Source organism: Salegentibacter sediminis (assembly GCF_002078605.1).
GTDB lineage: Bacteria > Bacteroidota > Bacteroidia > Flavobacteriales > Flavobacteriaceae > Salegentibacter > Salegentibacter sediminis.
Genome location: NZ_MSJR01000002.1, coordinates 318,288 through 341,777, shown reverse-complemented (window position 1 = coordinate 341,777; position 23,490 = coordinate 318,288). Strand labels below are relative to the sequence as shown.

Sequence of the window (23,490 nt, the reverse complement as noted above, 5' to 3'; positions counted from 1 at the left end):
CTAATTAATCGGGAACTACCCTTATGGTTAATTCTACGGAATCTGTGCACTCACCTTCTGTAATAGTGTAAGTGGTGGTATAGTCTCCCAACTTCTCATCTCCTTGTCTGGATTTATATAAATCAATCAGAGATCGTATGCTTGGGTTAAAAGTGCCATCTTCAGGTACAGAGGCATCTAATAAACTTTTATATAAATTTATAACTTGGTAAGTTTCCAAAGTAGGTATAACAGATTGTGAAATTTCCCTGGAGTTATCAGGTCCGGCATCAAAATTTTCACAAGGATCGAAAACCACAGCTGATACTACAGTAAGCGTTAATTCAACGGAATCTGTACATTCTCCTTCAGTAATTGTATATGTAGTGGTATAATCCCCTAATTTTTCATCATCGTCTCTCGATTTATATAAATCAATCAGAGATCGTATGCTTGGGTTAAAAGTGCCATCTTCAGGTACAGAGGCATCTAATAAACTTTTATATAAATTTATAACTTGGTAAGTTTCCAAATTAGGTATAACAGATTGTGAAATTTCCCTGGAGTTATCAGGTCCAGCATCAAAATTTTCACAAGGATCGAAAACCACAGCTGATACCACAGTAAGTGTTAATTCAACAGAATCTGTACATTCTCCTTCAGTAATTGTATAAGTAGTGGTATAATCCCCTAATTTTTCATCATCGTCTCTCGATTTATATAAATCAATTAGAGATCGTATGCTTGGGTCAAAAGTGCCATCTTCAGGGACAGAGTCATCTAATAAACTTTTATATAAATTTAAAACTTGGTAAGTTTCCAAATCAGGTATTACAGATTGTGAAATTTCCCTGGAGTTATCAGGTCCGGCATCAAAATTTTCACAGGGATCAACATATTCCTGAATAGTATAATTAAAATAATACCAATTACCATTTTTCTCATATTGATCACCCGCCCATGTATGAACTTTTTCCGATCCCATCAAAAATTCTGAAAATGAAGCAATAGTTATATTTTCAGAATAATCAGAAACCGGAAATTTAAAAGTATAATTATTGACTGCCGGGGAAAATTTCATGTCATATTCCATTTGCCCTTGAGGCAAAGCACCATTCCCTCTAACCGGGAAATCACTTAATTCTCCGGCTAGATGAAACCGGACCCTGTTAAGTTCATACCCGTTTTTTGCCGAAACACTAATATAGATAAACTCATTATCGTTGATGACCTCGATAACCCCGGCCTCTTCAAAAGGATATGAAATTGTTTCACCCCCCTCTATTTCTACAACAGCTGAAATATCCTGTAGTGCATCCCCAACAGGAAGAAAATCATCCTCTACTGAACAGGAAAGGATAATTGCTGATACCAAAATTGCCCCAAATTTTTTCATGATATCTTGATTAAAAATACTTATCTAATTTACCAAATAAGGGCCATAAGCCACTATACAATTAATGGCTTTTCGATGTCAAGTATTGATTTTCAGACAAAAAGCTATAAATAGAAGTAAATATGTGAAACCACACATTTCTCGAAGAATTTTCCTCTAAAACATTTGTTAAAAAAGTATTTCAACTGATTTTCTTGTAGACTCGAATCCTCAGTTTTAACTATATTTGAATCATAAACAGAATTAAATGCAAAATAACCTTATCATTTATGGAAGTGGAAAATTTGCGGAGTACATTAGGTATGCTTTCGAATATGATAGTGATTACAGAGTAAAAGCTTTTTGCTTAGAAGCTTCGTATTTATCAAATTTAGCAGACCAAACTCAAAACGGATTGGAAATTTTAAATTTTAATTCTTTAAAAAATACCTATGATCCTTCCAATTTTGAGTTATTTATTGCAATTGGGAATGACGCGCTAAGAGAACGTATTTTCAATGAAGCTAAATCGATGGGGTATAAACTTGCTAGTTATGTTTCTTCCAAAGCAACGGTATTTGAGGAGATAAAAATAGGAAAAAATGTTTTTATTTCTGAAGACACCGGAATACAACCATTTGTTGAAATTGGTGATAACACTATAATAATTGGTTCTAAAATAGGTCATCATACCCATATTGGAAATCATGTACTTCTAAGTATTTCAACTATTGGCGCTAACTCATATATTGGTGATAATTCATTTTTGGGCCTTAATTCTACAATAAAACCAAATACTAGAATAGAAAAAAGAAATATTATAGGTATGGGGTGTAATATAACGAAAAACACCAAGGAAAATGAAGTGTACTCCTCAACCCCTGCGAAAAGAAGAAATATAAGTTATGGCGATTTGAAAGATAAATACTTGTAGCCCACTTGGAATTATGGACTATAAAAAATTTAAAGCGAAATTTCAAAAAGCTCAGGTTAAAGAATTTCCTAATCAGGTTAATGAGACCCCCCTGGTTAGCATCATTGTACTGGCCTACCAACACGCCGAATTCATTTCTAAATGTTTGGATGGAATACTTAATCAGAAAACAAACTTTCCTCTTGAAATAATTATAGGAGAAGATGCTTCTACTGACGGCACTTTAGAAATTGTAAAGCGGTATGCTAGAAACAACCCTGATAAAATTCGGCTCTTTTTACATAATCCACTTAATAAAATCAAGGTTTTAAAAGAAACAACGGGAAATTTTAATGCAGCCTATTGCTATTTTCAATCAAGGGGTAGATATATAGCAATTTGTGAGGGTGATGACTATTGGAACGATGACTATAAACTTCAAAAACAGGTTGATTTTCTTGAGACCAATCCTGGCTTCATCCTTAGTTTTCATAGTTACCAAAACAAATATTACAAACCTTTACCACAGGACATTAAGTATTTGCAACCAGATAATGATATTGACAGGAAGGATCTCATCTTGTTAAAAGAACATCCTTTATTACTAACTACATGTTTTAGAAATGAAATGAAACAAATTCCAAGGGAATTATTGGAAGTTCTTAACCTGGATACATTTCTATTTAGTATCCTGGGGGAGTTTGGAAAAGCCCATTATCAGAAAGAATTAAGACCTGCTATAAGCAGAAAACATACTGGCGGAATTTGGAGTTCTAAATTGAGAATTAAACAACTGGCATTAAAACTCCATACACTTAAAAAACTGGAAAGCTATTATAAAAATCGAAACAAGAAGGCCTATATACATTTTAAAGAAAAAAGAAGATTTCAGGCAAAAATGTTAATTCGCAAAGCTATAAAACAAGCAAACCGGAAAGCTTTAATTTTTGGAATAAAAAATTACCTTGGTTAAAAATCATCTTGGGGACCAACATTCAACTTAAATAAGAGGTATAAATGAGAAACCCTGGTTTTTATTCATTTTTCCATATTTTTTTACCTAAAAAAGGAATTGAAGTCAAAATGATTTTTAATCCGGGTTTAAAACCAGGTTTTATCTTAAATGCTTTAATGAAAAAATTCCTGCTTTTTTTAAAGTTTCCTTCTTTGGCAAGACCTGCCCCCGCTACTCCTAAATAATCCTTATATTCCTGGGGATTTCTTTTAAACCAGAGGTTGTGTTTATCCAATAAAACTAAGGTTCCAAAAAGAACGGCCTGGTTATTATTTCTTATTCGGTTTTTTGAGTGCTCATGAACCCTAACTAAAGCTTCATTAATATATATATATGAGAGTTTATTAGTTAAAATATAGGGCAATACTCTCAAAATAAGATCTGTATTTAAACCTGACGCCAAAGAAGGATCAAAGCCACCAATTCCTTGCAGAACTTTCTTATCGATGCAAAGTGTTCCTGATTTAAAATTTATCCTGATATCAAAATCACCCATATATTGAGGTAATACAATATTTTTAGTCTTATTAACCTGTATACGCTCATATCCACAGGAGATTAAACTATATTTCTCTAGTATCTTTTTATTAATTTTCTCTAGCCAATCCGGTAATGCTTCATCATCACTATCTAAAAAAGTAATATATTTTGATTTTGCTCTTCGAATGCCCTCATTTCTTTTATCACCTGCCCCAGAATGCTTAATAAAATAGAAATAGGTGATCCGGGGATCATCAAAGCTTTTAACAACTTCCTGGGTATTATCATTTGAACCATCATCAAGAATAATTAGTTCCCAGTTTTGAAAGCTTTGCTCTAACACACTTTTTAACATTCTTTTCAGAAATTTTCCTCGGTTAAAGGTGGGAGTAATGATTGTTATTGCTGGAAGCATGATGATAAAATAAGTTAGTCTCTGCTTTTAGAATAAGGTGGTAAGGATTATGCCAGTTCAAACTTGAAGATAATGGAAATAATTTTATACATAATAATTCATTTCTCTTGATGAAATAACTCCAGCCATACTCAATGATTTAAATCCAAATTTATTTCGGCAGGATTGAAAATGCTCTAATAAATGTTTCAGTTCCTGTAGACTCTTTTCAGGCTTTCCCCCAAAGTTATGGGGATGCCACCACAAATGATATATTTCCTTATTCATACCTGCTGCACTCATCTCAGATTTTATCCTTTTCAAACGGGTTTTATCAAGAAAGACTTTTCCACTATTTGGTCTTAGCAACCTGCTTGCTTTTTGTCCGGTAATTCCGGGAGCTATTTCGGGAATATCCCTGTAAGATTTGTTGTTCATGCCGATATAGGCATCCCCCGTTCGAAAAATCTTCTGCTGAAGACTGTCGTGCTGAGTGTTCTTCCAGTACCACACCTCAGGATTGGTTCTAACTGTGCCTATCCCGGTCTCCCTGCATACTTCCAGATAATTTGAGTTATACTGATTTCTGGGAAAGACCAGAGATTCTAACCTGATTCCAAATTTCTCAGCCAGCTCCCTGGATTTTTCCAGATCAGCTTTAAAACTCTCCGGGGTTTGTCCGGGCTCCAGGCAATAATAATGGGAATAAGTATGTGTTCCTATTTCCTGTCCCGGACTTTCTTTAATTCGTCTTATCAGATCCGGAGCAAAACAAAGCTCTTCGGTTTCTTTACTTTGGATAGACTTTCCGTTTCTATAAGCAGATAGCTTCTTATTCTCATAGTTAGGGAGGATATCAGGAATATTTTGGTTCCACTCATCCCAATTCTCATTAAATAACATACCCACCGTAGCCCAGGTGCATTGAATTTCATACTTTTCAAAAAGATTAAGAATTTCAGGAATAAGTTTTCTGGTATTCCGAAAATATTCTTTCTTTTCCCTCCAGTCCACCTTATCAAACACTCCCCACAGTAATTCAAAATCTAATGATATTATCAAAGCACCATTCTCCATTATTTGCATTTAAAATTGAACTAACAATAATTTTATCCTTTATAGACTTAAACCTCCCCAATTCGCCCTCCGAAGCGTTAGCGAAGGAGGAACTTTATCAAAAACTCCCCAAAGCAGTTCGAAATCAAGGGATATACCAAAGCCACATTTTCCATTAAAAATCAATTTACTAATAAAAACATTTGCACAAAACTCAGAGCTAACAAAGTGAGAACACTCTTATTAATTAAAACTCCTGCCACCTATTTCAGGGATATACAAGATTATACACTAAACAATGAATGTTCTAAAGCAAAAATCTCGAAGGGTAACCGAAAACCGAGAACCCACAACTCACAACTGAAATTAACTAACTACCGACTCACGTAACTTCATTTCTTCTAAAGCTTTCTTTCTACGTTTCAATTTCATAACCTTATCATATTTCTTCTGCGCCAGATAATAATAGATTACAAAGAACAGGAAGTACATTACCATAGATTTTTGCCGCATAATAATCCCCAGATTAGACATTATAAATGTCATAGCAAATGAAGAAAGAAAAAAAACTACTAAACTCATTTTTACAGAGATCGGAGATTTTTTTAAAAAAGAAATAAAATCCTTTTTAAAAATTTTTAACGATAAAAGCAAATAAATTAGATTTTCTGCTGAAACAATCAAACCTAAAACCCCTGGTGCATCAAAAAACAAAGGTCTATACCAAAAGGTAAAAAACTTTAATGGTAATGGGTAAGAATCCATGGAAACTCCGGATCCTGCATTATCTAATTTCTGAGAGCGTCCCTCTGAAAAATTTTCAAAATCAGAAACTAGATTTTCAGAATCTTCAAGACCAGCTACACCCAAAATTTGATCTTGTACCATTATTAGTCCGCCAATCATTCCTATATAAATCAAAAGTTTTCTCGTAAATGAAATTTTTTCTTTACCCGTCATATACCCTAAAACCGTTCCTACTGCAACAAATAAAAATACATGAGGTCTAATAAAATAGATTAGTGCCGAACCTAAAATTAAAGTTATAAGCTTTGATTTGGGATTTTTTATAGCATAAGCAAACATCATCAAACCCAAAAAAATTGGGGCGCCCTTACCTAAAGAAGCCGTCCAGAAATGCATATTAGGAAGAAAAAGTGTAAGAATTAATAGGTCAAAATTTTTAAAAACCTTGATCTTAATAGGTATATTCTCCCTAAAGAACATATAGGCATATACAAAACCTACATATCCAAACCAGGAAAATAAAACCATCATCATCTCATAATTGAAACCCAGTACATTAATAAATGGCCAGGATAAAAAATCGATAAAGGTAGTGCTCGTGCCAAAATATTCTCCCCAGGAGTCCCCCCATTGGGGTCGATCAAAATATAATTTAGAATCAGATCGGTTGAAGCTAGCATAAGTATAATACACCAGAAAAAAGAAAAGATGATAAAAATACAAGGAATTCATCAATTTCTTCGAAAACCATTTATGTCTCTTTGAAAAAGAACTGAATAGGCCCTGATTGATGAGAAATAAAAATAATATTAAGACTAAGGCTCCTATCATCTAAAACAATTCAAGATCTCCCAAACTATAAGACCAGGTTTTTATATTTAAAAATTCAGCTTGATTAAGGTTTATAGGTTTATAGGTAAGAACCGGACCAAAATTCCCCGTAATTCCCGTTTTAAAATTAATCCTGGCATCAGGAGATATACTTAGAACCTTTGCCCCCGATGCTTTTGCTAATTTCAGAATGGCCGATTTAGCCGGTTTCTTTCCCTTCCCGGGAACTATAGCTTCAGATACCCTGAATTCACTGAATCTTTTTCTTTCTTTTACGTAACCGGCAATAAAATATTCCTTCTCAAAGATTACTACATAATCTTGTAGTGGATTATTAAGATAGCGCCATTTTATATAAGCTAAATCTTTTGGGGTAAAAAGTCGGTCACCTGCCTTTAATTGCTCAACGTAAGTGTTGAGGAGGTCTGAAATAGTATCTTCATCACCTGAGGTTTCGTATTCTAATTCTTTGTTTTTAAAATTTAGTAAATTTAAAGGGCGCAACTGTATTTTGAGCTTAGCCACTTCTTCCCATCCCATTTTAAGATATCCCGGTTTGCTTTGCGTATTTGGGGTATTAAAAACAAAATGATCACCACGTTCCTTTCCTATCTCTAAAGCCTGTAAAGTAAGCTTTTTAAATATCCCTTTCCCCTGGTGATGTGGATGGGTGGCGGTATCCACCGCTCTAAATGCAGAATATACCTCTTCTCCCCGTTGCCATTTCCAACGCATAAAAGCACGTACCCCTACAATTTCATTCTTCTCCTCCGCCACCAACACCAAAGACTCCCCAAAGGGATTGTCAATATGTTTATAACGCCAAACCTCTTCCGTTTTTTTGGAAGAAGTTTCCCCAAGACTGGCTTTTAGAACCCTCAAAATCCCAGGTATATCAGAATGATTAGCTTCTCTTATTTGCATTTTAAACCTTTAATTCTATTACTAAACTAACATTATAAATTGAATTCCCGAATTGATTCACGGACTAACAACATCCGGTTTAAGCGTTTTCAAAAATTAACCCTTTCCGCTAAACAATGAATAACTGAGAACGCATAACAGACAACTCACAACTGAAAGATCCATCATTGCGAGCGAAAGAAGGAGCGCGGCAATCTGTTGTTTTCCTCAACAGAGAAATCAAAACTGAGAACTCAAAACTGACAACCGTATTAACGCATCCCGAATTAACCAATTAACGAAACCACAAACTATAAACATCAAACCCCAAACATTCTAAAATCACTAAACTAAGGTTGAACCTTAAACTTTGAACTTTAATTCGAATACGAACTATAAATTTCCTCCAACTCCTCAACCATTTTTTTTAGGCTAAACGCTTCGATTACTCTTTTACGCGCTGCCAGCTTATATCTGGCTAACTCCCCTGGTTCAGCGATAAGGCCTTGAACTTGACCTGAGAGCTCCTGCCATTTATCCACCGGAACAATCAACCCATCTTCCTTATTTCTTATAACTTCTTTAATTCCACCGGCATCAGTAGAAACAACTGCACATTCCATACTCATTGCTTCCAGCAAGGCAATAGGCAGGCCTTCAAACGATGAAGACATCATAAAAATATCCATCACCTCGAAATAAGGTTTCACATCCGTTTTCAGACCGGGAAAAAACACAAACTTTTCCAGTTCAAGAGCCTTCCATTCCTTTTTGATCTCCTCTTCTAATGGGCCTGCCCCAACAATTATCCCGTAAACATTTAAATTCCTCTTCCTGATTTTTTTTATCACCTGTAACCACTCCACAAGCCGTTTCTGAAACCTGAACACGGCCACATTCCCAATCACAATGGCATCTTCCGGGATTCCCAGCTGCAATCTAATCTCTGAATGTTCAGACCTTTGAAAAGCCTCGGTATTAACCCCATTTAATAAAGTTCTGACCGGAATTTTCGGTTGAATATTTTTTTTAATGGAATTCGAAACATCCTGAGATACTCCCAGCGACAGGGACTGGAAATTAAAACTGAATTTATTGATACTCTTGGTAGCGATATGATAACGCTCCTGCATATTATGTTCGGTATAGATCACCGGGATCCCGGTTCTCTTATGTACCAGTCGCCCGACAAATCCGGCCCAGGGAAGATGGCAATGGACAAGGTCTATTTTATGCTCTTTACAATATGAGTCAATTTTCTTATACTGTAAAAGCAAATTAATATTATCTTTTGCCTCAAAGCAGGTCACTTTCCCGCCCGCATCTTCAATTGCTCCCACCATCTGATCCTTCCAGGGAAGAAAATAGATATAATGAAATTCGAATTTTTCTTTATCATGAAGCTTAAGGGTTTCGGGTAGCAACATTTCAGCTCCTCCTCTACCTAAAGATTTTATAATGTGAAGAATTCTTAATTTTGTCATTGGAAATTTCTTGAGCAAAATTACTTCAATAATAGGCCTAACCAAGCTTTTTGGAAAAATTTAATAATTGGATATCTAAAAAACAAAAAAGTTTTTAAAACGAATCCTCTGATTTAGAGGTAAATAGTATCGCCCTAGCCCGGTAACCATCAAATGTTTTTTTTATCTCCAAACTAAGCTCATTAAGAACTTCTAAATCCCTGGTATAATCCCGATGAGCAGTAAGAATCCAAAATTCATTTGGTAATTTATCTTTAAAGCTATGTTCCTTAAACTCATAATAATCTCTTATTTGAATGTCTAATTTCAATAACTTTGCATAAGTTTTAAAATACCGCCCTTCATACACTATATCATAAATGGGTAATTGAGAATCATTTTCTTCTTTCAATTTATTTAGAACCTGCCTCCAATTCTCTTTTTTATGTTCCGAATAATAATCTCTATTAAATATTGAATAGAATGACAGAGAAATAACTATAAGACTTAGTATTAAAAATTTTCTTAATTCATAAATCCCTAGGGATATAAGGAGTATGATGGGAGGAAGTACAATTATGGTATATCTCTCTGTCAAAATTGGAGTTGATAAAATACTCCGAATGAAGGATAAAGCATAAGTTATAATTATCAGTAATAATAAAAAAACCACACCTTGCTTAATAGTTTTATCATAAGTATAATATTTGATTAAGGCTATACTTATTAAAATCCCAAACAAAACCACCGAAAATCGAGACTTGAAATAAAAAATAAAATAATACCACCAAAAATTCCACGGCGGACTTTGAATCCAAAATTCATTTAATCTTGATAAGCTAAGGAGGTTATAGAATAATGGTAAGATAGCCAGGGATATAAAAAGGCTTAAAACGGCAAGTGTTATAATATTCTGCTTAAAAAAGTCTCGCTTAAATGATATTATAAATAAACCATGAGATATGACTACAAAAAAACCAAAATAGTGAGTATAAAAAACACTGATGACACTGAAAAAATATAGTATGAAATTTTTCTTTGAAGGACTTTTAAGAAGCTTAAAAAGCATTATTGAAGCCACTATGGACAACAACAACAAAAGACTATATGCTCTGTTTTCCTGAGAGTAATAAATTGCAAATTCATTAAGTGCCAGGATAACTCCTGAAATCGCACCTATTTTCTTATTAAAGATTTCCTTACCAAGGTGATAAATAGCAACTACAGCAAGGCTTCCCAGTATGGCGGAAAATAATCTTCCTGACAGTTCTGTAAAACCTACCAAATTATACCAAGACCACAATAATAGTTGATATAATGGAGGTCCCCCTTTTAGGGTTTCAGAAAAAACAACCTTTAAGTCATTGTTGGGATCACTTATATATGCCGAAACTAATTCATCTAACCAATAACTCTGGAAATTTATATTATAAATCCTTAAAAAAAAAGCAACTAAAAATAAAGCTATCAATCCGATCAAAGAAGAATGATAATAACTAATATTATGAGGGAACCGCATTATCTTTCTAATATTTTTAAGTATCACATATTATACGGTTATAAAAATCTAAAAATTTCCCTGAAATTTTTTCATTCATAAAATTTCCAGTAACCAATTCATAAGCATCCTTGGTTTTATTCCAATCAGGATTTTCTAAAATATTGACCACGGCCTCTGCAAAGTCTTCCTCGTGTCCTTTTTTTATTAAGTCCCCGGTATTATCATATAAAATCTCCGGAATTCCGCCTACATTATAAGCCACCACTGGAGTTTTACAATACATAGCTTCAAGAATAACACCCGGAAGTCCTTCTATAATACTGGGTAAGACTAAAGCATCACCTGCTTTGATAAATGAAAGTGGATTATCCCTAAAGCCGTAAAATTTCACCTTAGAACTCAAACCTTCATTTTCAACTAAGGCTTCAATCTCTTCCAGCAAAGGACCATCGCCAATTAAATGTAAAACTATATCATTCTCTTTGGGTATAAGCTTTTTAAAAATTGAAATAAGCCCCCTATGATTTTTCTCAAAACTGAAACCACCCACATGAATTAAATGTTTTGACTTCTTAGGCTCGAGTTGTATTGGTTCTATACTATTTTTATTTTCCAAACCTACAGGAATGACTTGAGTTTTACCTAGTAAGAAAGGGAAATGAACCAGCAAGTCTTTTTCCGAAGCTTTAGATACCGATGCTACCCCCACTACGTTTCTATATAAAAAGGAATTTAATCGTTTTTGAAGTCCGGACTTTAAATATCGCCCCACCTCACTGGCATTTCGAAATATTATAGGAGTTTTCCAACCAAATATTTTTTTTGAAAAAATCGCATATTTTAAGGTGTCTCCGGCATTGGCCTGTATAATATCGGGTTCAAACTCCTTAATTATCTCATTCAATTTTTTCCAGGCTTTATAATCTAAAAATCTCAATTTTGGGGAGGCCTTCAGGCTTTCAATTTCTTCCTCCCAGGGAAGATTTGCATTACCTGAAAATACCGAAATCATTTTAACGCTATTTCCATTATTTTTTTGATGAATAGCTAATTGGCTCGCAAAGATCTCTGCCCCACGATTTTGAGGTTTTTGAATAATATGAAGAATTCTAAGCTTTTTCTCCTGTACATTACCTGATTCCAAATTTTGTTTTGGAGCGGCTTTTAAATAAAAGTTTTCATATTCATCTACCACTTTCTCAAGTTCAAATTTTTCGATTGCCTTTTTTCGGGCATTTTGGGCCAATATTTGGTAATTTTCCGGATTCTTTAGAACATTTAAAATTTTAGAAGCGAGCTCTTCAACATTTCCTTTTTGATAAATTAAAGCACAATTCTCATCTACACATTCCAGGTTTTCAGGAATATTCGAGGCAATAATTATCCTTTCAGCCATCATTGCCTCTATTAAGGCTCCCGGGAGGCCTTCTGAATATGAAGGATACAGGAAAATATCAGCTTTAACCAATAGTTTTTGAATATTATCTATTCTACCTAAGAATCGAATATAGTCCTGAATCCCTAACTTTCGGGCGTGCCGTTCCAAATTCTCCCTAAAACTGCCATGGCCGGCAAAAACAAGTTGGATTTGTGGATAAACCTTAATTACCTGAGGCATAGCTTTTAATAGATCCAGTTGCCCTTTTAAAGGTATTAACCTGCTAACGTTTAAAAGAATTTGATTTTGGTTATTTAAATACGGTAGATCCCCATGAACTTTTAAGGGATCAAAATTTGCACTTTTTCTTCCCCTATAGATAACCTTTACCTTATTAATTCCTATTCCTAGGGCTCGGGAAGTATTTTCTTTTATGGTATCGGAGTTTGAAATGAATTGATCAACCAAAGGAGCAGATCGCTTATCAAGATTTTGAAAATAGGAAAGTTTAAGTTTGTCCAGAGTGTTCTTTTTCCTAAACCTTTCCGGGGAATATGCATTGCTCACAAAGCTTCCCACCAGATAAATTTGAGGCAGTACTTTTTTTAACTTCCTGGCAATAATCTCAGACCTAAACAAAGTAGCATGAACAATATCGGGTTGCTCTTGTAAATAAATAGTTTTAAGCTTCTTAACAGCAATATTAAAGGCATATTTTTTCCTTAGATCCAGAGAGTAAACTCTAACCCCGGCCTCTTCTAATCTTGGCTTGAGCATATCACCCTGATAAATATGTACAAAAACCGGAATGATGCGGGTAAAACTTCGGGTTATTTCTACCAGGCTTTTTTCAGCTCCGTAGCCTTCAAGGGTATCGATTATATATAAGACTTTAATTTTATTCACAGAATTAAAGTTTGCCTTCAAGGTCTCCAAGAGATACTACGAGGTTTTTTGGAATATTATAGTCATTCCCTTTAAATACGATCAATGCCTTCTTATGTTTTAATGAAAAAACAGGTGATATTTCTTTATTAATTGGATTCTCAAGAAAATATACAAAAGGAGTCTTCTCCTTGGCAAGAATTCTTTTTACTGCTCTCTGCAGTAATTCATTATCACCATAGGTATCACATAAAACGACCGTTGGTATTCCTTTGATACGGTCCTTTCGATAAATAACGTAAAGCAGTTTTTGATCTGATGATTTATACTTCACTTTTTTATAATTGGAATCATTGTAACGCCATTGGATAAATTTAAGAGAATTACCAACCTGAAAGAGATTGCTTGAGGAAAGTATATCTGAAGAGTTTTCCGATTTCGTTATATCCATTAAGCTTTCTCCCATTTTTAATTTTTTAGGCACGATTAATCCAAATTTATATATGTAATTGTGCTTAGGCTCTTTCCAACCCAATTTTAAAAATTCGGGGTGACTATTAGAGTTTGGATTAGCCAACAGAATTTGATAATCATTCTTATATCTTTCCAGGCCTTTGGTCATTAATTTCTTAAAAATACCTTTTCCTCGCATATCAGGTGAAGTACAAGCATCAAAGGGACGGATACATTTTATCCTCTCCCCCTTTCGATTAAAAAAGTTATATCGCATATAAAAAACTACCCCTACTATTACCCCCTGGTTAGTTGCAACCATGGATATGGAAGAACCAAATGGATTATTAAGATGTTTCCAGATAAGAAATTCTTTTGTATAATTTGGTTGTAGATTTTTCCTTATAAGCAATACAATTTCATCAATATCCTTATGGTAATCAGTTTCTCGAAATTCCATTTAATCAGTTCTGGGATTCAACATTAGGCATTAAATTGAAATAGAAATCTGCCATTCCTTCTGTCATAGCATCTTCAGTAAATTTGTTTAAATAAATTTCAAAGGATTTTTCACCATATTTATTAATCAAATTTTTATTCTCATAATAAAAATTTATCTTTTCTGAAAGCTCTAAAATATTCTTAGGTTTAAAAAACATAGCGTTAATATTCTCTTGAGCTACCTCCCGATGCTCTCCTATATCACTCAACAAAAGAGGTTTTGCTAAAGACATAGCTTCAATAACACTGCCAGGTAATCCTTCATATAAAGAAGCTGATACATAAATATCTGCTTCCTTTACAACTGGATTAATATCGTTTAAATACCCACAAAATTCAACTAGCTCTTCAAGCTCATGTTTTTTAATGAATTTAACCAAATCTTTCGTGGCCGACCCCTTCCTACCAACAATTTTTAACTTAACCTTATCTCTATTCATCAAAGTTGCCTCTAAAAGATAAGATAATCCTTTTTGATACTCCTGACGAGCCAATGTTAATAAAATTAACTTATCATCCTTTATTGTATTTGATCGTTTTTCAATTTTGGGTAGAGGTCTACCTCTCTCTACAACTTTACAATTAAAATCACGTCCATAAACTTCCTTATAATGGTCTGCAACAGAATAGCCAACGGAATGAAAGTAATCGACAGCATAAGAGGTAATTCTGTCCAGCATTCTAATTATTTTGGTCTTGGCTTTGATTATTTTACTTTCATAATCTCTATCCATAGAATACGTCTTGTTCACTAAACTTTCAACATATTTCACTTTAGAGCCTATAGAGGAAAACCTGCCTATTATATTAGACTCGTACAAAACACTATGGATGATTTGAGGTCTATGTTTTTTAATAAGTTTTTTAAACCGCCAAACTCGTGCGATAAAATTACTTTCTTCGATATGGATTAAAGGTATTTCATGTTCTCTTAATTCATCGTAAAATCCAGGATTATATAAATAGAGATAAGCACAAACAAACTCTAATTCAGGATATTTTTCTTTAAGTTTTATTATAAAGGATGCAGTTGATTTTTCGGCTCCCCCTCTTCCGAAAGAGTTTATTAAAATTAAAATTTTCATGTTTCTTTTTTATAGGACTTCTAATATAACTTTCCAGAATTTCATTTTATTTTATTAACTGCTTTAATAAAAGGTAAAAGTTTGGTGTGCAGTCCTGATAAAATAAATATCAATTTCCACTTAGGAGTATGATCATTTAATCTCAATCTGGAAATCCTTAATGGATTTAATTTATTTCTATTTATTTTATGATCAAATAAAAAAGCTAATTGAATACCCAACTCTTTTAATTTATTCTCTGACTTTATTGTGAAATTTCCATTCGGGTAAGCGAAGAAAAATGGAGAAAACTTCAAGCTTTTGAGTTTATCAATGGCCATTGACAACTCTTTATTGAGCTCCAAATCAGAGACTTTATCAAACATCGGGTGTGAATGAGAATGATTTGCAATAGTTATTCCAGCGTCCGACATCTCTTTAAGCTCATGATTTGAAAGTTGCTTAATATTCTTATTTGGTAAGCAGCTATCTTTCCTTATTTTTTCTAAAAACCTTTTTCGTTCAAAATTATCCCATTTTTTGACTTCCCACACCATTCTTTCTCCTTCAGTTTCACCTAAATAATATTTTATTTCATCCCACCAAAATGGCTTGTTGGTATTAATTAGATCAGTAATGACAAAAATAACTGCCGGTATATTAAATTCCTTTAAGATTGGCATTGCATTTTGATAAATAGAATAATCCCCATCATCAAATGTTAATAAAACAGAATTTTTAGGTAACTCTTTATCAAGATAAATATTATCATATAGATCAAAAATTGAAATAATCTTAAAATATTTCACCAAAAATTTGATTTGGCTTCTAAAGTTTTCTTTTGCAGAAACTTTATGATAGGCTAAAACTCTTACTCCATTAATAAACAGCATTTTTTGATTATTTATTTATTAATATGTTTTTCCCATTCTTTTTCTAAAAGCATCAAAAATGGAAAAAAACATCATTCGGAAGTTATAATTTCCATATGGAATTCCTTTTAAATATCCTGCTAACATTTTTCCTAAAGCCCTGGAAATAAATATAAAAACTAAACGCCAATTTCTAAATTTATATAAAAACATATATATATTGTTTCTATAAGAGTAATAGTCTCTTTTTATTGCAGAATGACTCTTCTTAAGAAAATAAGAACGTTTTACTTGAATGCCTTTTCGGTCTTTAAAAATTCTATGTTTAAGCATTGATTCCCCGCTAACTAAAATTCTATAACCTTTCAGTTTTAACTTTTGTAAGAATTCAAATTCCTCAAAACCAAAAAATAATTTAGCATCAGGAAAAACCTTAGTTTCCCTTAAAGCTGTACCGCTAATTAATAAATTTTGTCCACCTCCAATAGAATCAACGTCCAGTAAACCTTTTAAATCTTCATCTTTATATCGTACCAATAAACCTTTACTAAAGTCAAATTTCCCTCCAACCGATCCAATGGCCCCTATTTTTGAAATGGAATTTCCTAATTCAATCAAATGCTCAAAAATATCAGGGAACAGAGGAGGATCATCATCATCTCCCCAATAAATCCATTCGAAATTTTGAGAGGCTAAGGTCTTTAATCCAAAATTAGCTGCTCCAGCAGGCCCTATATTACTTCCCATTGCATGATATTCTAATACCGGGTTATTAAAACCCTCAATTAATTTTTTAACATTACTTTTACTTCCATTGTCAAGTACGAGTAACTTCCCGGGAACTATTGTTTGACTCAAAACTTTTTCGATAGTACTTTTAAGTATTTTCTCCTCCCTGTTGTAAGTAATTACAAAACCAGCTAATTTTGTGTTACTTTCCATCTAATACTCCTTTTTAAAGAAATTTATTAATGTGTTTTTCAATAAAGGAGCATCAAACTTAATTGGTTTTTGATTGGCTTGGTTTATAATTTCATCCCGATTAATATTACTAACCTCCTTAATATGCATACAACTCTGCTCTTCTAAACCAACCCCACTATAATAATCCTTAAACTTAAAATCTCCTCCAACTAGTTCATTTTTAAATTTAAATCTAATAGATGGTATACCATAAGCATCGGCTACGATTAATCCATGCAATGAGCTCGAAGCAATATTTTCACAACTTAGGATCTGATCAATAAAATTGTGAATATCTTCCTTAACCATTGGAGATATTAGTAAAATATTTTTTTTTGAATATTCTTCTTTATGTTTTTCAAAATCTTTCAATTCTGTATAATGGGGAATTATTCCCAATTTAAATTTTTTACTAATAGAAGGATTATAAATACTCGGAAACAGTAGCGCCGGATCACCATATACTCCGTTAAAAGAAATGCCCTGCTTTTTCAAAATTTCAGCGGAATATTTTCCGCGAACAGCCAGGACTTTAAAAGGTTTTCCAATTTTCTTTTCGGTTGGATGTATGAAACCCGATCCCCATATAACTGAATTGTTCAAATCACCATTTAAAATGCTTCCAATAGCAAAAAGAGGGCTTTTATTTCTAAAATTATAATTTCGTTTATAAGAAACCACCTTTTTTCCAGTAATCTTTTCAATTAAAAATGGGTTTACATAGTCTCCCCAATTTTTAGTGAAATCCTGATAATAAAGAAAAATGGTTTCCTTCTTAAAACTTAAAAAAAAATCCTTGGAGAATAAGTTCCTTACTTTAATTCCGTGTGAATAAATTTTACTCTTTAATTTCTTGTTCAAAGCCATTTAGTATTTTTAAATATTGTTATTTCTAACAACCCATATTTTATTTCGAATTTCCGGAAAGTGACTTATCATATACCTTAATAAAGCCTTCATCTTATAAGGTTTCTTTTTAAAGGCTTTTAACAATAATTTCCTCCCTTCTTTATGATAACCAGATCTGATAGCCGCCACACCGGCTACCGAATAAAAATAATAATAGGCCGTTGGATTTGAGTCAAAATACTCCTTATGTTTTGTTAAAATACTTAAGCTACCTTGATAAATAGATAAGTTATTATGCCTTATTCGAGGCCCTTTATGAATATAAACTTTTAGCAGGCAATTTTCCGTATACCCCCAATTTATTCCTCGATTAATTAAGTAAGGCAACAGTCTCAATCTTAGTTCTGTATGTTGTCCTGAGGCTAGTTTAATATCATAACCTCCAACATCAAGAAAATATTCTTTTAATACCAGGAATGTCCCGGATAAGAAACTACCATACAGAATATGCTTATTATATTCCAACTTTTGTGGCAGTACTTTTGATAATAATTCTCCTTTTTCATTATATTTTTCCAAACCGCAAAATGCAATATCGGCATTTTCCAGTTTTACAATATCCATCAACTCCTCTAACCAGGTGTTTCGGGCTTCATCATCACTATCAAGGAAAATAATATAATCTCCTTTGGCTTGATTTACTCCATAATTACGTGAATCTGTTGCGCCGCTATTCTCTGTGTAAAAATACCTGATTCTTTCATCTTGGTATTCTTTTATACATAATTCTGTTTCATCGGTACTACCATCGTCAACAATTATTAACTCCCAATTTAAATAAGTTTGACGAATAACACTTTCAATCATTCTTTCAATCAAATTGGCGCGATTATAGGTGGGAGTTATTATAGAAATCATTTAAAAGCTTTAGTTTTTAATAATGAGACCATATCCTTAAGTTTTAAGGATTTTAATAGGTTTGAGCGCGATATATTTTTCCAGGATTCATTTAATAGAATTTTTTTGGATAGTAAAGAAATAGCATCTTTTATTTCACCATTATACTTACTCCTTGTATAACTATTAAATTCCTTTAATAATTTGATGTTATTCGAATTTATTTCATTCCTTTTTCTTTTATCAAAAAGATTCCTGGAAAAAATACCTTGAGCATGAATTCTATATACAGCAGAGTTTATATTTAAAAAAAAGAATTTGCCTTTATCACCTAATAATAGGCTTAAAGCCCGGTCTCCAGATTTAACTTCAAAAATAAATTTTGGGTACTCCTTTATGATATTTCTAAAAGCCAAAGTTGGAGTTGGAAAAAAACCGCCTCCCTTTTTAATAATTTCATTTATTTTAAATGTCTTTTCCTCCTTTAATTTTATAAAATCTTTAGTTATATTAGAAGTTTCGTTTAATATTGTTGCATTGGTAAAACAAGCTACATATTCGGGATTTGCTTCCAAAAAATCTATCTGCTTTTGCAATTTATAAGGGTCGGTCCAGTAATCGTCGCCTTCACAAAGAGCAATGTATTCACCTCTAGCGGAAAATAAATTAGTCATTAAAATAAATCTTCCGGTTGGTGAACCGCCAATTCCTATGTTATTTTCCCTTCGATGTAAATACAATCTTATTTTATTAGGGAAGTTTTCGGCATATTCTAGACAAATTTCTCTTGTACCGTCGGTAGATGCATCTTCACCTAAAAGAATCTCAAATTCAAAATTGGTTTTTTGCATCAGAATACTATCCAAACATTCCTTAATAAAATTAGCGTGTTGATAGGTTTGCACACAAACTGAAACTAAGGGTCTGGGAGAAACGAAATTTGGCTCCTCAATCACCTTTTTATGCTCAAATTTTCTTTTAAACTCTATTAAATCCACTTAAATACCTTATTTAACACCTTAAAATCCTCATCTGCTTTAATCTCATCAAAAATGAAATGTGGAAGTTCTGTCTGCCAGTTATCATCTTTCGACTTCTTCTTAAATACTGAGTAAGCATCCTCATTATTTAATTTTGAAGATTTATTTAAGAAATCCAAGGTTTGTGTTGTCATTTCAAGGCCACAAAAATTAAAAAGGTCCTTTACCACTGTATTTTTATCAGTTAAAAGTGAATCATAATTCACCAAATAAAATCGCTCCGGATAATTTTTCTTCAAATTCAAAAATAAAAAGGTTACTTCTTTCCATTTTTCATAACCATTAAACTCTTCCGGTTTATTTAGGTTCTTTTTTGGTGCAAACCTCCACTCTTCTTCAATGTTCCAATCCAATTCTTTTTTAAACTCTTTAGGAGCACGTAACCAGGAATTGATAACAGAGAATGGATTTCTAAGTAATCCTATAATTTTGGAAGTATCATCCTGCTTTAATAAATTTTCTAAAATATTATGATACCGAACTTCTTTATATACAATATGGGTAATAGTCTTTTTTGTGAAATTCGGAACTTTACTATTTCTAATGGCATCTTTTTGTAGTACAAAGTCATCAGTACTTTGCAAAATATCTTTAAAAAACCTGTTAATATCATCTAATGAAGATTTTTCATTTAATTGATTTTTATGCATATAGGAAAAAAGTGGTTGAAATCGGTAAGCTACTCTTGGATGAGAATCAAAAATACTACCTAACCACGTTGAACCAGATCTCGGTACACTATGTATTGCAATTTTATTAAATTTCATTTTAGCTTTTTAAATTAACTTACCACAACCCTTACAAGATTATCCCTATTTTGAATAAGATTTTCAACTTGCTCGCTTTCCTTAAAATTAAAGACTAAAGTGCCAATTGCATAATTTGCTGATGAAAAGGGATAAACCTTGTCTCGGCTATTTATCCAAATATCTTTTTCTATTAGAAAAGCTTCTATTGAAGCATCTATTTCAAGACCATGAAATTTCCCTTCCTTCCTACTAAACAAGATTAATTCTGTCCAATTACCATTATAAAGCTTTTCTTCCGGTACAGTTATTTTTTCTCCCATAGCTCCTTTTACAGCAAATTCTATTAGGTTTAATCCTGTTGCATACCTAACCATTTCAGATAACCTATTCCCGCCTCCTCTGGGAGCCATCTCCATTATATAAGCTTTTCCATCCTTTCCTTCCCTTACTTCAATATTAAAGATTGATGTTTGAAGGTTCAAAAGAGTTACTAACCTTTGTAACTCTTTTTTAAGTTCAATCTTATTTGTTCTACTAATATTTGAGGGCCAGCTATATGCTGAGGGAGTGAAAGGATTATTAGAATTACTATTGAAATATTGATTGGAGAAAGTTACAATATGTAAATCCCCATTAATGGAAAAACAATCTGAATCTGAAGGACTCCCTTTTGCTTCTATAAATTCTTCTATAATAAAAGTATCTGAAATAGAATGCGTTAAAGCATTTTCAATTGCATATTTTAAATCTTCTAATTCCTCAACTTTTGACACCCCTTTACTGCCTGCTGCATCCACCGGTTTCACTATTACCGGCAAATTAAATGTATTAAACTCCTTAATAGCTTCATCAAAAGTATTAAAGGTTTTTGCCTTAGGAACTGTGAAATTATGTTTTTCAAGAAATGTCCTGAATAAACCTTTATTTTGAAGAATCTCCACTGATTTTAAGGGGCAACCAGGTAATCCCATCTTTTCGGCTACATAGGCTGCTGATACAACGCCTGGATCCACAGCAAAAGACATAATCCCGTTTATTTGGAGCTTTCGTGCCAGGGCTAAAACCGCTTCATGGTCAGTTATACTAACATTATGATATTCATCGGAATATTTATGGGCTATATTCTCCGGCAGATAATCACAAGTTATGGTATAATAACCGAGTTTTTTGGCCTCCTTAATTACTGGAATCAAATATCTTAGCCCGCCTAGCAGCAACAACTTTTTCATTTTTAAAAAATTTCCAAAATTTTAATTAAGTGAGAAATATCTAAATCTTTATATAATGGCAAACATAAAATCCTTGAGGAAATACTTTCAGAATGAACCATCTTACTTTTACCTGTATAATTTAAGGTATTCAGGGAAGGATAAAAATACCTTCTAGGAAAAATCTCTTGTTCGTTTAATTTTTTCTGAACTTTTAAAAGTTGCTGCTCAGTTTCAAAAATAATTGGGTAATAACTGTAATTCCAATCGGTATCCTCTCGGAGTTTCAATTTTCGAACTTTAGTGAAGTCCAGGTGATCGTCGTAAAAGCTTACAATTTCTTTACGTGCTTCCAAAATACCTTCCATATATGGCAAAACACTTAACCCCATCGCAGCCTGTAGCTCACTCATCTTAGCATTGATCCCAACCCCGTGAAAATCTTCCGGCCCGTTATGACCAAAATTATGACTATAGAATAGCTTATGGTTTAGTTCTTTATTCTGGCAAAATATGGCACCGCCTTCCCCGGTATGAAATAATTTAGTGGCGTGAAAACTACAAGTGCTTACATCTCCATAATTAAACAAACTTTCTCCTTTATATTTCACTCCATAACAGTGAGCTGCATCATAGATCACTTTTAAACCGTGCTTTTGGGCAATGCGTTCAATTTCCTCAAGATTACAGGGGTTTCCAAAAACATGAGTGGCAAGTATTGCCGTAGTCTTCTCAGTAATAGCTGCCTCAATTTTTGTTTCATCAATAGTAAGGTACTCCGGATGGATATCCACAAAGATGGGGGTGCAATTTTCCCAAACGATAGCAGAGGTTGTAGCCACATAACTAAACGGGGTGGTGATCACCTCTCCTCCTTTAGCTAACACTTTCAAAGCTATCTGAATGGGCAGGGTCCCATTAGTTGTTAAGGTTATATTTGGGACTCCCAATTCGGTTTTCAAATTAGCTTCTAGTTCTTTTACCAGTTTACCCCTATTTGTTAACCATTGGTTCTTCCAAATTCGTTTAAGGTGTTCTTGATAATCTTCTAGAGGCGGAAAAAATGTTTTGGTTACAGGAATCATTACCAGTCAAATCTTTTATTTAGTAATTGAAAAAGTTTTTCATTATGTTCTTTATAATGATCTCGTAAATATTTTTCTTCTTCCGGCCTCATTTTCTCAGAATACTTTCCGACATGTTTATTTTCGTATTCTTGATGATCAAGAAATTTTAACGAAATATTTAAAAAAGAACAAATATTTGTTAAGGTAGCTTTTTTATTTTCCCTTAAGGTTGAGCTTTCTAAGATCAAGATCTGCTCATTGGGAAATAGATCAATATATCTTTTTATTTGTTCATAATAATAACCACGACGAATAAATGATGGCTCTAAGCTATTAACATTTTCAACCTCTTGTTTGATTAAATCCATGAAATCCGGAAAATATTCATTATTTATTAACGGTATCATTGATTTTCCATCTGACTTATTAAACTTTCTAATAAGTATTTCTTTTTTATCTTCAGGAAGACTATGAATATTCTTGAACATATTATAATGTGAAAATGCTCTTGAGATTGGATTTCTTAATAAGATTATAATTTTGGCCTCGGGATTATAATCATAAATTTTTTCCGGAACAGATGGATGATATAAATATTCCGGACTGGCATCTAAAAAGATCTTGGCGGCCTTTTTGGACTTTGAGAATTGTTTCTCATACCAATATGTCCCAAGTCTAAAAATTTGTTCCTTCGAAAAAAAGCCTATTTCTTTTTTATAGCCTCCGGTAACTTCAGGTGACTTTTCAAGGTAGTTAAACAGTGCAGAAGTACCCCCTTTTTGGGTTCCAACTATAAAAGTATTAACTTTCTGGTAAGGTTTGATATTCAAATAATTTAATATGCTACCTTGAATAACAGTAATTCTCAACTTAAAGTTTTTAATTTTTTGTTTTAATTTTTGCATTT

The 23,490-nt window shown here is 33.0% G+C and carries 21 protein-coding genes; 2 read left to right on the top strand and 19 right to left on the bottom strand.

The features are described from left to right. Positions 1–4 precede the first annotated feature (4 nt). A complete protein-coding gene (locus BUW93_RS05785; RefSeq protein ID WP_081210071.1) occupies positions 5–1,375 on the bottom strand; it encodes a hypothetical protein in 1,371 nt (456 codons plus the stop codon). Positions 1,376–1,622: 247 nt separating this feature from the next. On the opposite strand from BUW93_RS05785, the gene BUW93_RS05780 reads away from it, so the two are divergent. After that, entirely contained in the window at positions 1,623–2,288 is a 666-nt protein-coding gene (locus BUW93_RS05780) for an acetyltransferase (protein WP_081210069.1), read from the top strand. A 13-nt stretch (positions 2,289–2,301) separates the two neighbouring features. After that, positions 2,302–3,240 carry a glycosyltransferase family 2 protein gene (locus BUW93_RS05775; RefSeq protein ID WP_081210067.1) on the top strand — a complete coding sequence of 313 codons (939 nt, stop codon included), beginning with the start codon at positions 2,302–2,304 and terminating at the stop codon, positions 3,238–3,240. 61 nt (positions 3,241–3,301) lie between these two features. Here the strand turns inward: BUW93_RS05775 and BUW93_RS05770 are convergent, their stop codons facing one another. From BUW93_RS05770 to BUW93_RS05685, 18 genes are all read right to left on the bottom strand, one after another. Further along, positions 3,302–4,177: a glycosyltransferase family 2 protein gene (locus BUW93_RS05770; RefSeq protein ID WP_081210065.1), complete on the bottom strand. Its 876-nt coding sequence runs from the start codon at positions 4,175–4,177 to the stop codon at positions 3,302–3,304. An 84-nt stretch (positions 4,178–4,261) separates the two neighbouring features. After that, positions 4,262–5,233 carry a polysaccharide deacetylase family protein gene (locus BUW93_RS05765; RefSeq protein WP_110688272.1) on the bottom strand — a complete coding sequence of 324 codons (972 nt, stop codon included), beginning with the start codon at positions 5,231–5,233 and terminating at the stop codon, positions 4,262–4,264. Positions 5,234–5,578: 345 nt separating this feature from the next. Continuing rightward, a complete protein-coding gene (locus BUW93_RS05760; protein WP_232778320.1) occupies positions 5,579–6,493 on the bottom strand; it encodes a hypothetical protein in 915 nt (304 codons plus the stop codon). A 297-nt stretch (positions 6,494–6,790) separates the two neighbouring features. Then, the gene (locus BUW93_RS05755) at positions 6,791–7,714 is read right to left on the bottom strand and encodes a GNAT family N-acetyltransferase (RefSeq protein WP_081210059.1); all 924 of its coding nucleotides are present in this window, start codon (positions 7,712–7,714) and stop codon (positions 6,791–6,793) included. A 356-nt stretch (positions 7,715–8,070) separates the two neighbouring features. Beyond that, positions 8,071–9,177: a glycosyltransferase gene (locus BUW93_RS05750; RefSeq protein WP_081210057.1), complete on the bottom strand. Its 1,107-nt coding sequence runs from the start codon at positions 9,175–9,177 to the stop codon at positions 8,071–8,073. A 94-nt stretch (positions 9,178–9,271) separates the two neighbouring features. After that, entirely contained in the window at positions 9,272–10,675 is a 1,404-nt protein-coding gene (locus BUW93_RS05745; protein ID WP_157893290.1) for a glycosyltransferase family 39 protein, read from the bottom strand. Between the two features lie 16 nt (positions 10,676–10,691). Beyond that, on the bottom strand, positions 10,692–12,941 hold the full coding sequence (locus tag BUW93_RS05740) for a glycosyltransferase (protein WP_198536983.1): 2,250 nt from the start codon (positions 12,939–12,941) through the stop codon (positions 10,692–10,694). A gap of 4 nt (positions 12,942–12,945) precedes the next feature. Next, a complete protein-coding gene (locus tag BUW93_RS05735) occupies positions 12,946–13,833 on the bottom strand; it encodes a GNAT family N-acetyltransferase (RefSeq protein WP_081210051.1) in 888 nt (295 codons plus the stop codon). Between the two features lie 4 nt (positions 13,834–13,837). Further along, positions 13,838–14,959 carry a glycosyltransferase family 4 protein gene (locus tag BUW93_RS05730; RefSeq protein WP_081210050.1) on the bottom strand — a complete coding sequence of 374 codons (1,122 nt, stop codon included), beginning with the start codon at positions 14,957–14,959 and terminating at the stop codon, positions 13,838–13,840. A 41-nt stretch (positions 14,960–15,000) separates the two neighbouring features. Beyond that, positions 15,001–15,831, bottom strand: coding sequence for a polysaccharide deacetylase family protein (locus tag BUW93_RS05725; protein WP_081210048.1), 831 nt, complete (start codon positions 15,829–15,831; stop codon positions 15,001–15,003). An 18-nt stretch (positions 15,832–15,849) separates the two neighbouring features. Next, on the bottom strand, positions 15,850–16,752 hold the full coding sequence (locus tag BUW93_RS05720) for a glycosyltransferase (protein WP_081210046.1): 903 nt from the start codon (positions 16,750–16,752) through the stop codon (positions 15,850–15,852). Then, positions 16,753–17,454 carry a polysaccharide pyruvyl transferase family protein gene (locus BUW93_RS05715; protein WP_157893289.1) on the bottom strand — a complete coding sequence of 234 codons (702 nt, stop codon included), beginning with the start codon at positions 17,452–17,454 and terminating at the stop codon, positions 16,753–16,755. Positions 17,455–17,649: 195 nt separating this feature from the next. Beyond that, positions 17,650–18,540 (bottom strand): glycosyltransferase family 2 protein, encoded by an 891-nt coding sequence (locus BUW93_RS05710; RefSeq protein WP_081210042.1) that lies wholly within the window; start codon positions 18,538–18,540, stop codon positions 17,650–17,652. Then, on the bottom strand, positions 18,537–19,517 hold the full coding sequence (locus BUW93_RS05705) for a glycosyltransferase (protein ID WP_081210040.1): 981 nt from the start codon (positions 19,515–19,517) through the stop codon (positions 18,537–18,539). The genes BUW93_RS05710 and BUW93_RS05705 overlap by 4 nt, the downstream gene beginning before the upstream one ends. Further along, positions 19,508–20,326 carry a sulfotransferase gene (locus tag BUW93_RS05700; protein WP_081210038.1) on the bottom strand — a complete coding sequence of 273 codons (819 nt, stop codon included), beginning with the start codon at positions 20,324–20,326 and terminating at the stop codon, positions 19,508–19,510. The genes BUW93_RS05705 and BUW93_RS05700 overlap by 10 nt, the downstream gene beginning before the upstream one ends. 14 nt (positions 20,327–20,340) lie before the next feature. Further along, positions 20,341–21,501 (bottom strand): ATP-grasp domain-containing protein, encoded by a 1,161-nt coding sequence (locus BUW93_RS05695; RefSeq protein ID WP_198536982.1) that lies wholly within the window; start codon positions 21,499–21,501, stop codon positions 20,341–20,343. 38 nt (positions 21,502–21,539) lie between these two features. Then, positions 21,540–22,601, bottom strand: a complete 1,062-nt coding sequence (locus tag BUW93_RS05690; protein ID WP_081210034.1) for a DegT/DnrJ/EryC1/StrS family aminotransferase — start codon at positions 22,599–22,601, stop codon at positions 21,540–21,542. Continuing rightward, positions 22,601–23,488 (bottom strand): sulfotransferase family protein, encoded by an 888-nt coding sequence (locus BUW93_RS05685; RefSeq protein ID WP_081210032.1) that lies wholly within the window; start codon positions 23,486–23,488, stop codon positions 22,601–22,603. Before BUW93_RS05685 ends, BUW93_RS05690 begins: the two co-directional genes overlap by 1 nt. Positions 23,489–23,490 lie beyond the last annotated feature (2 nt).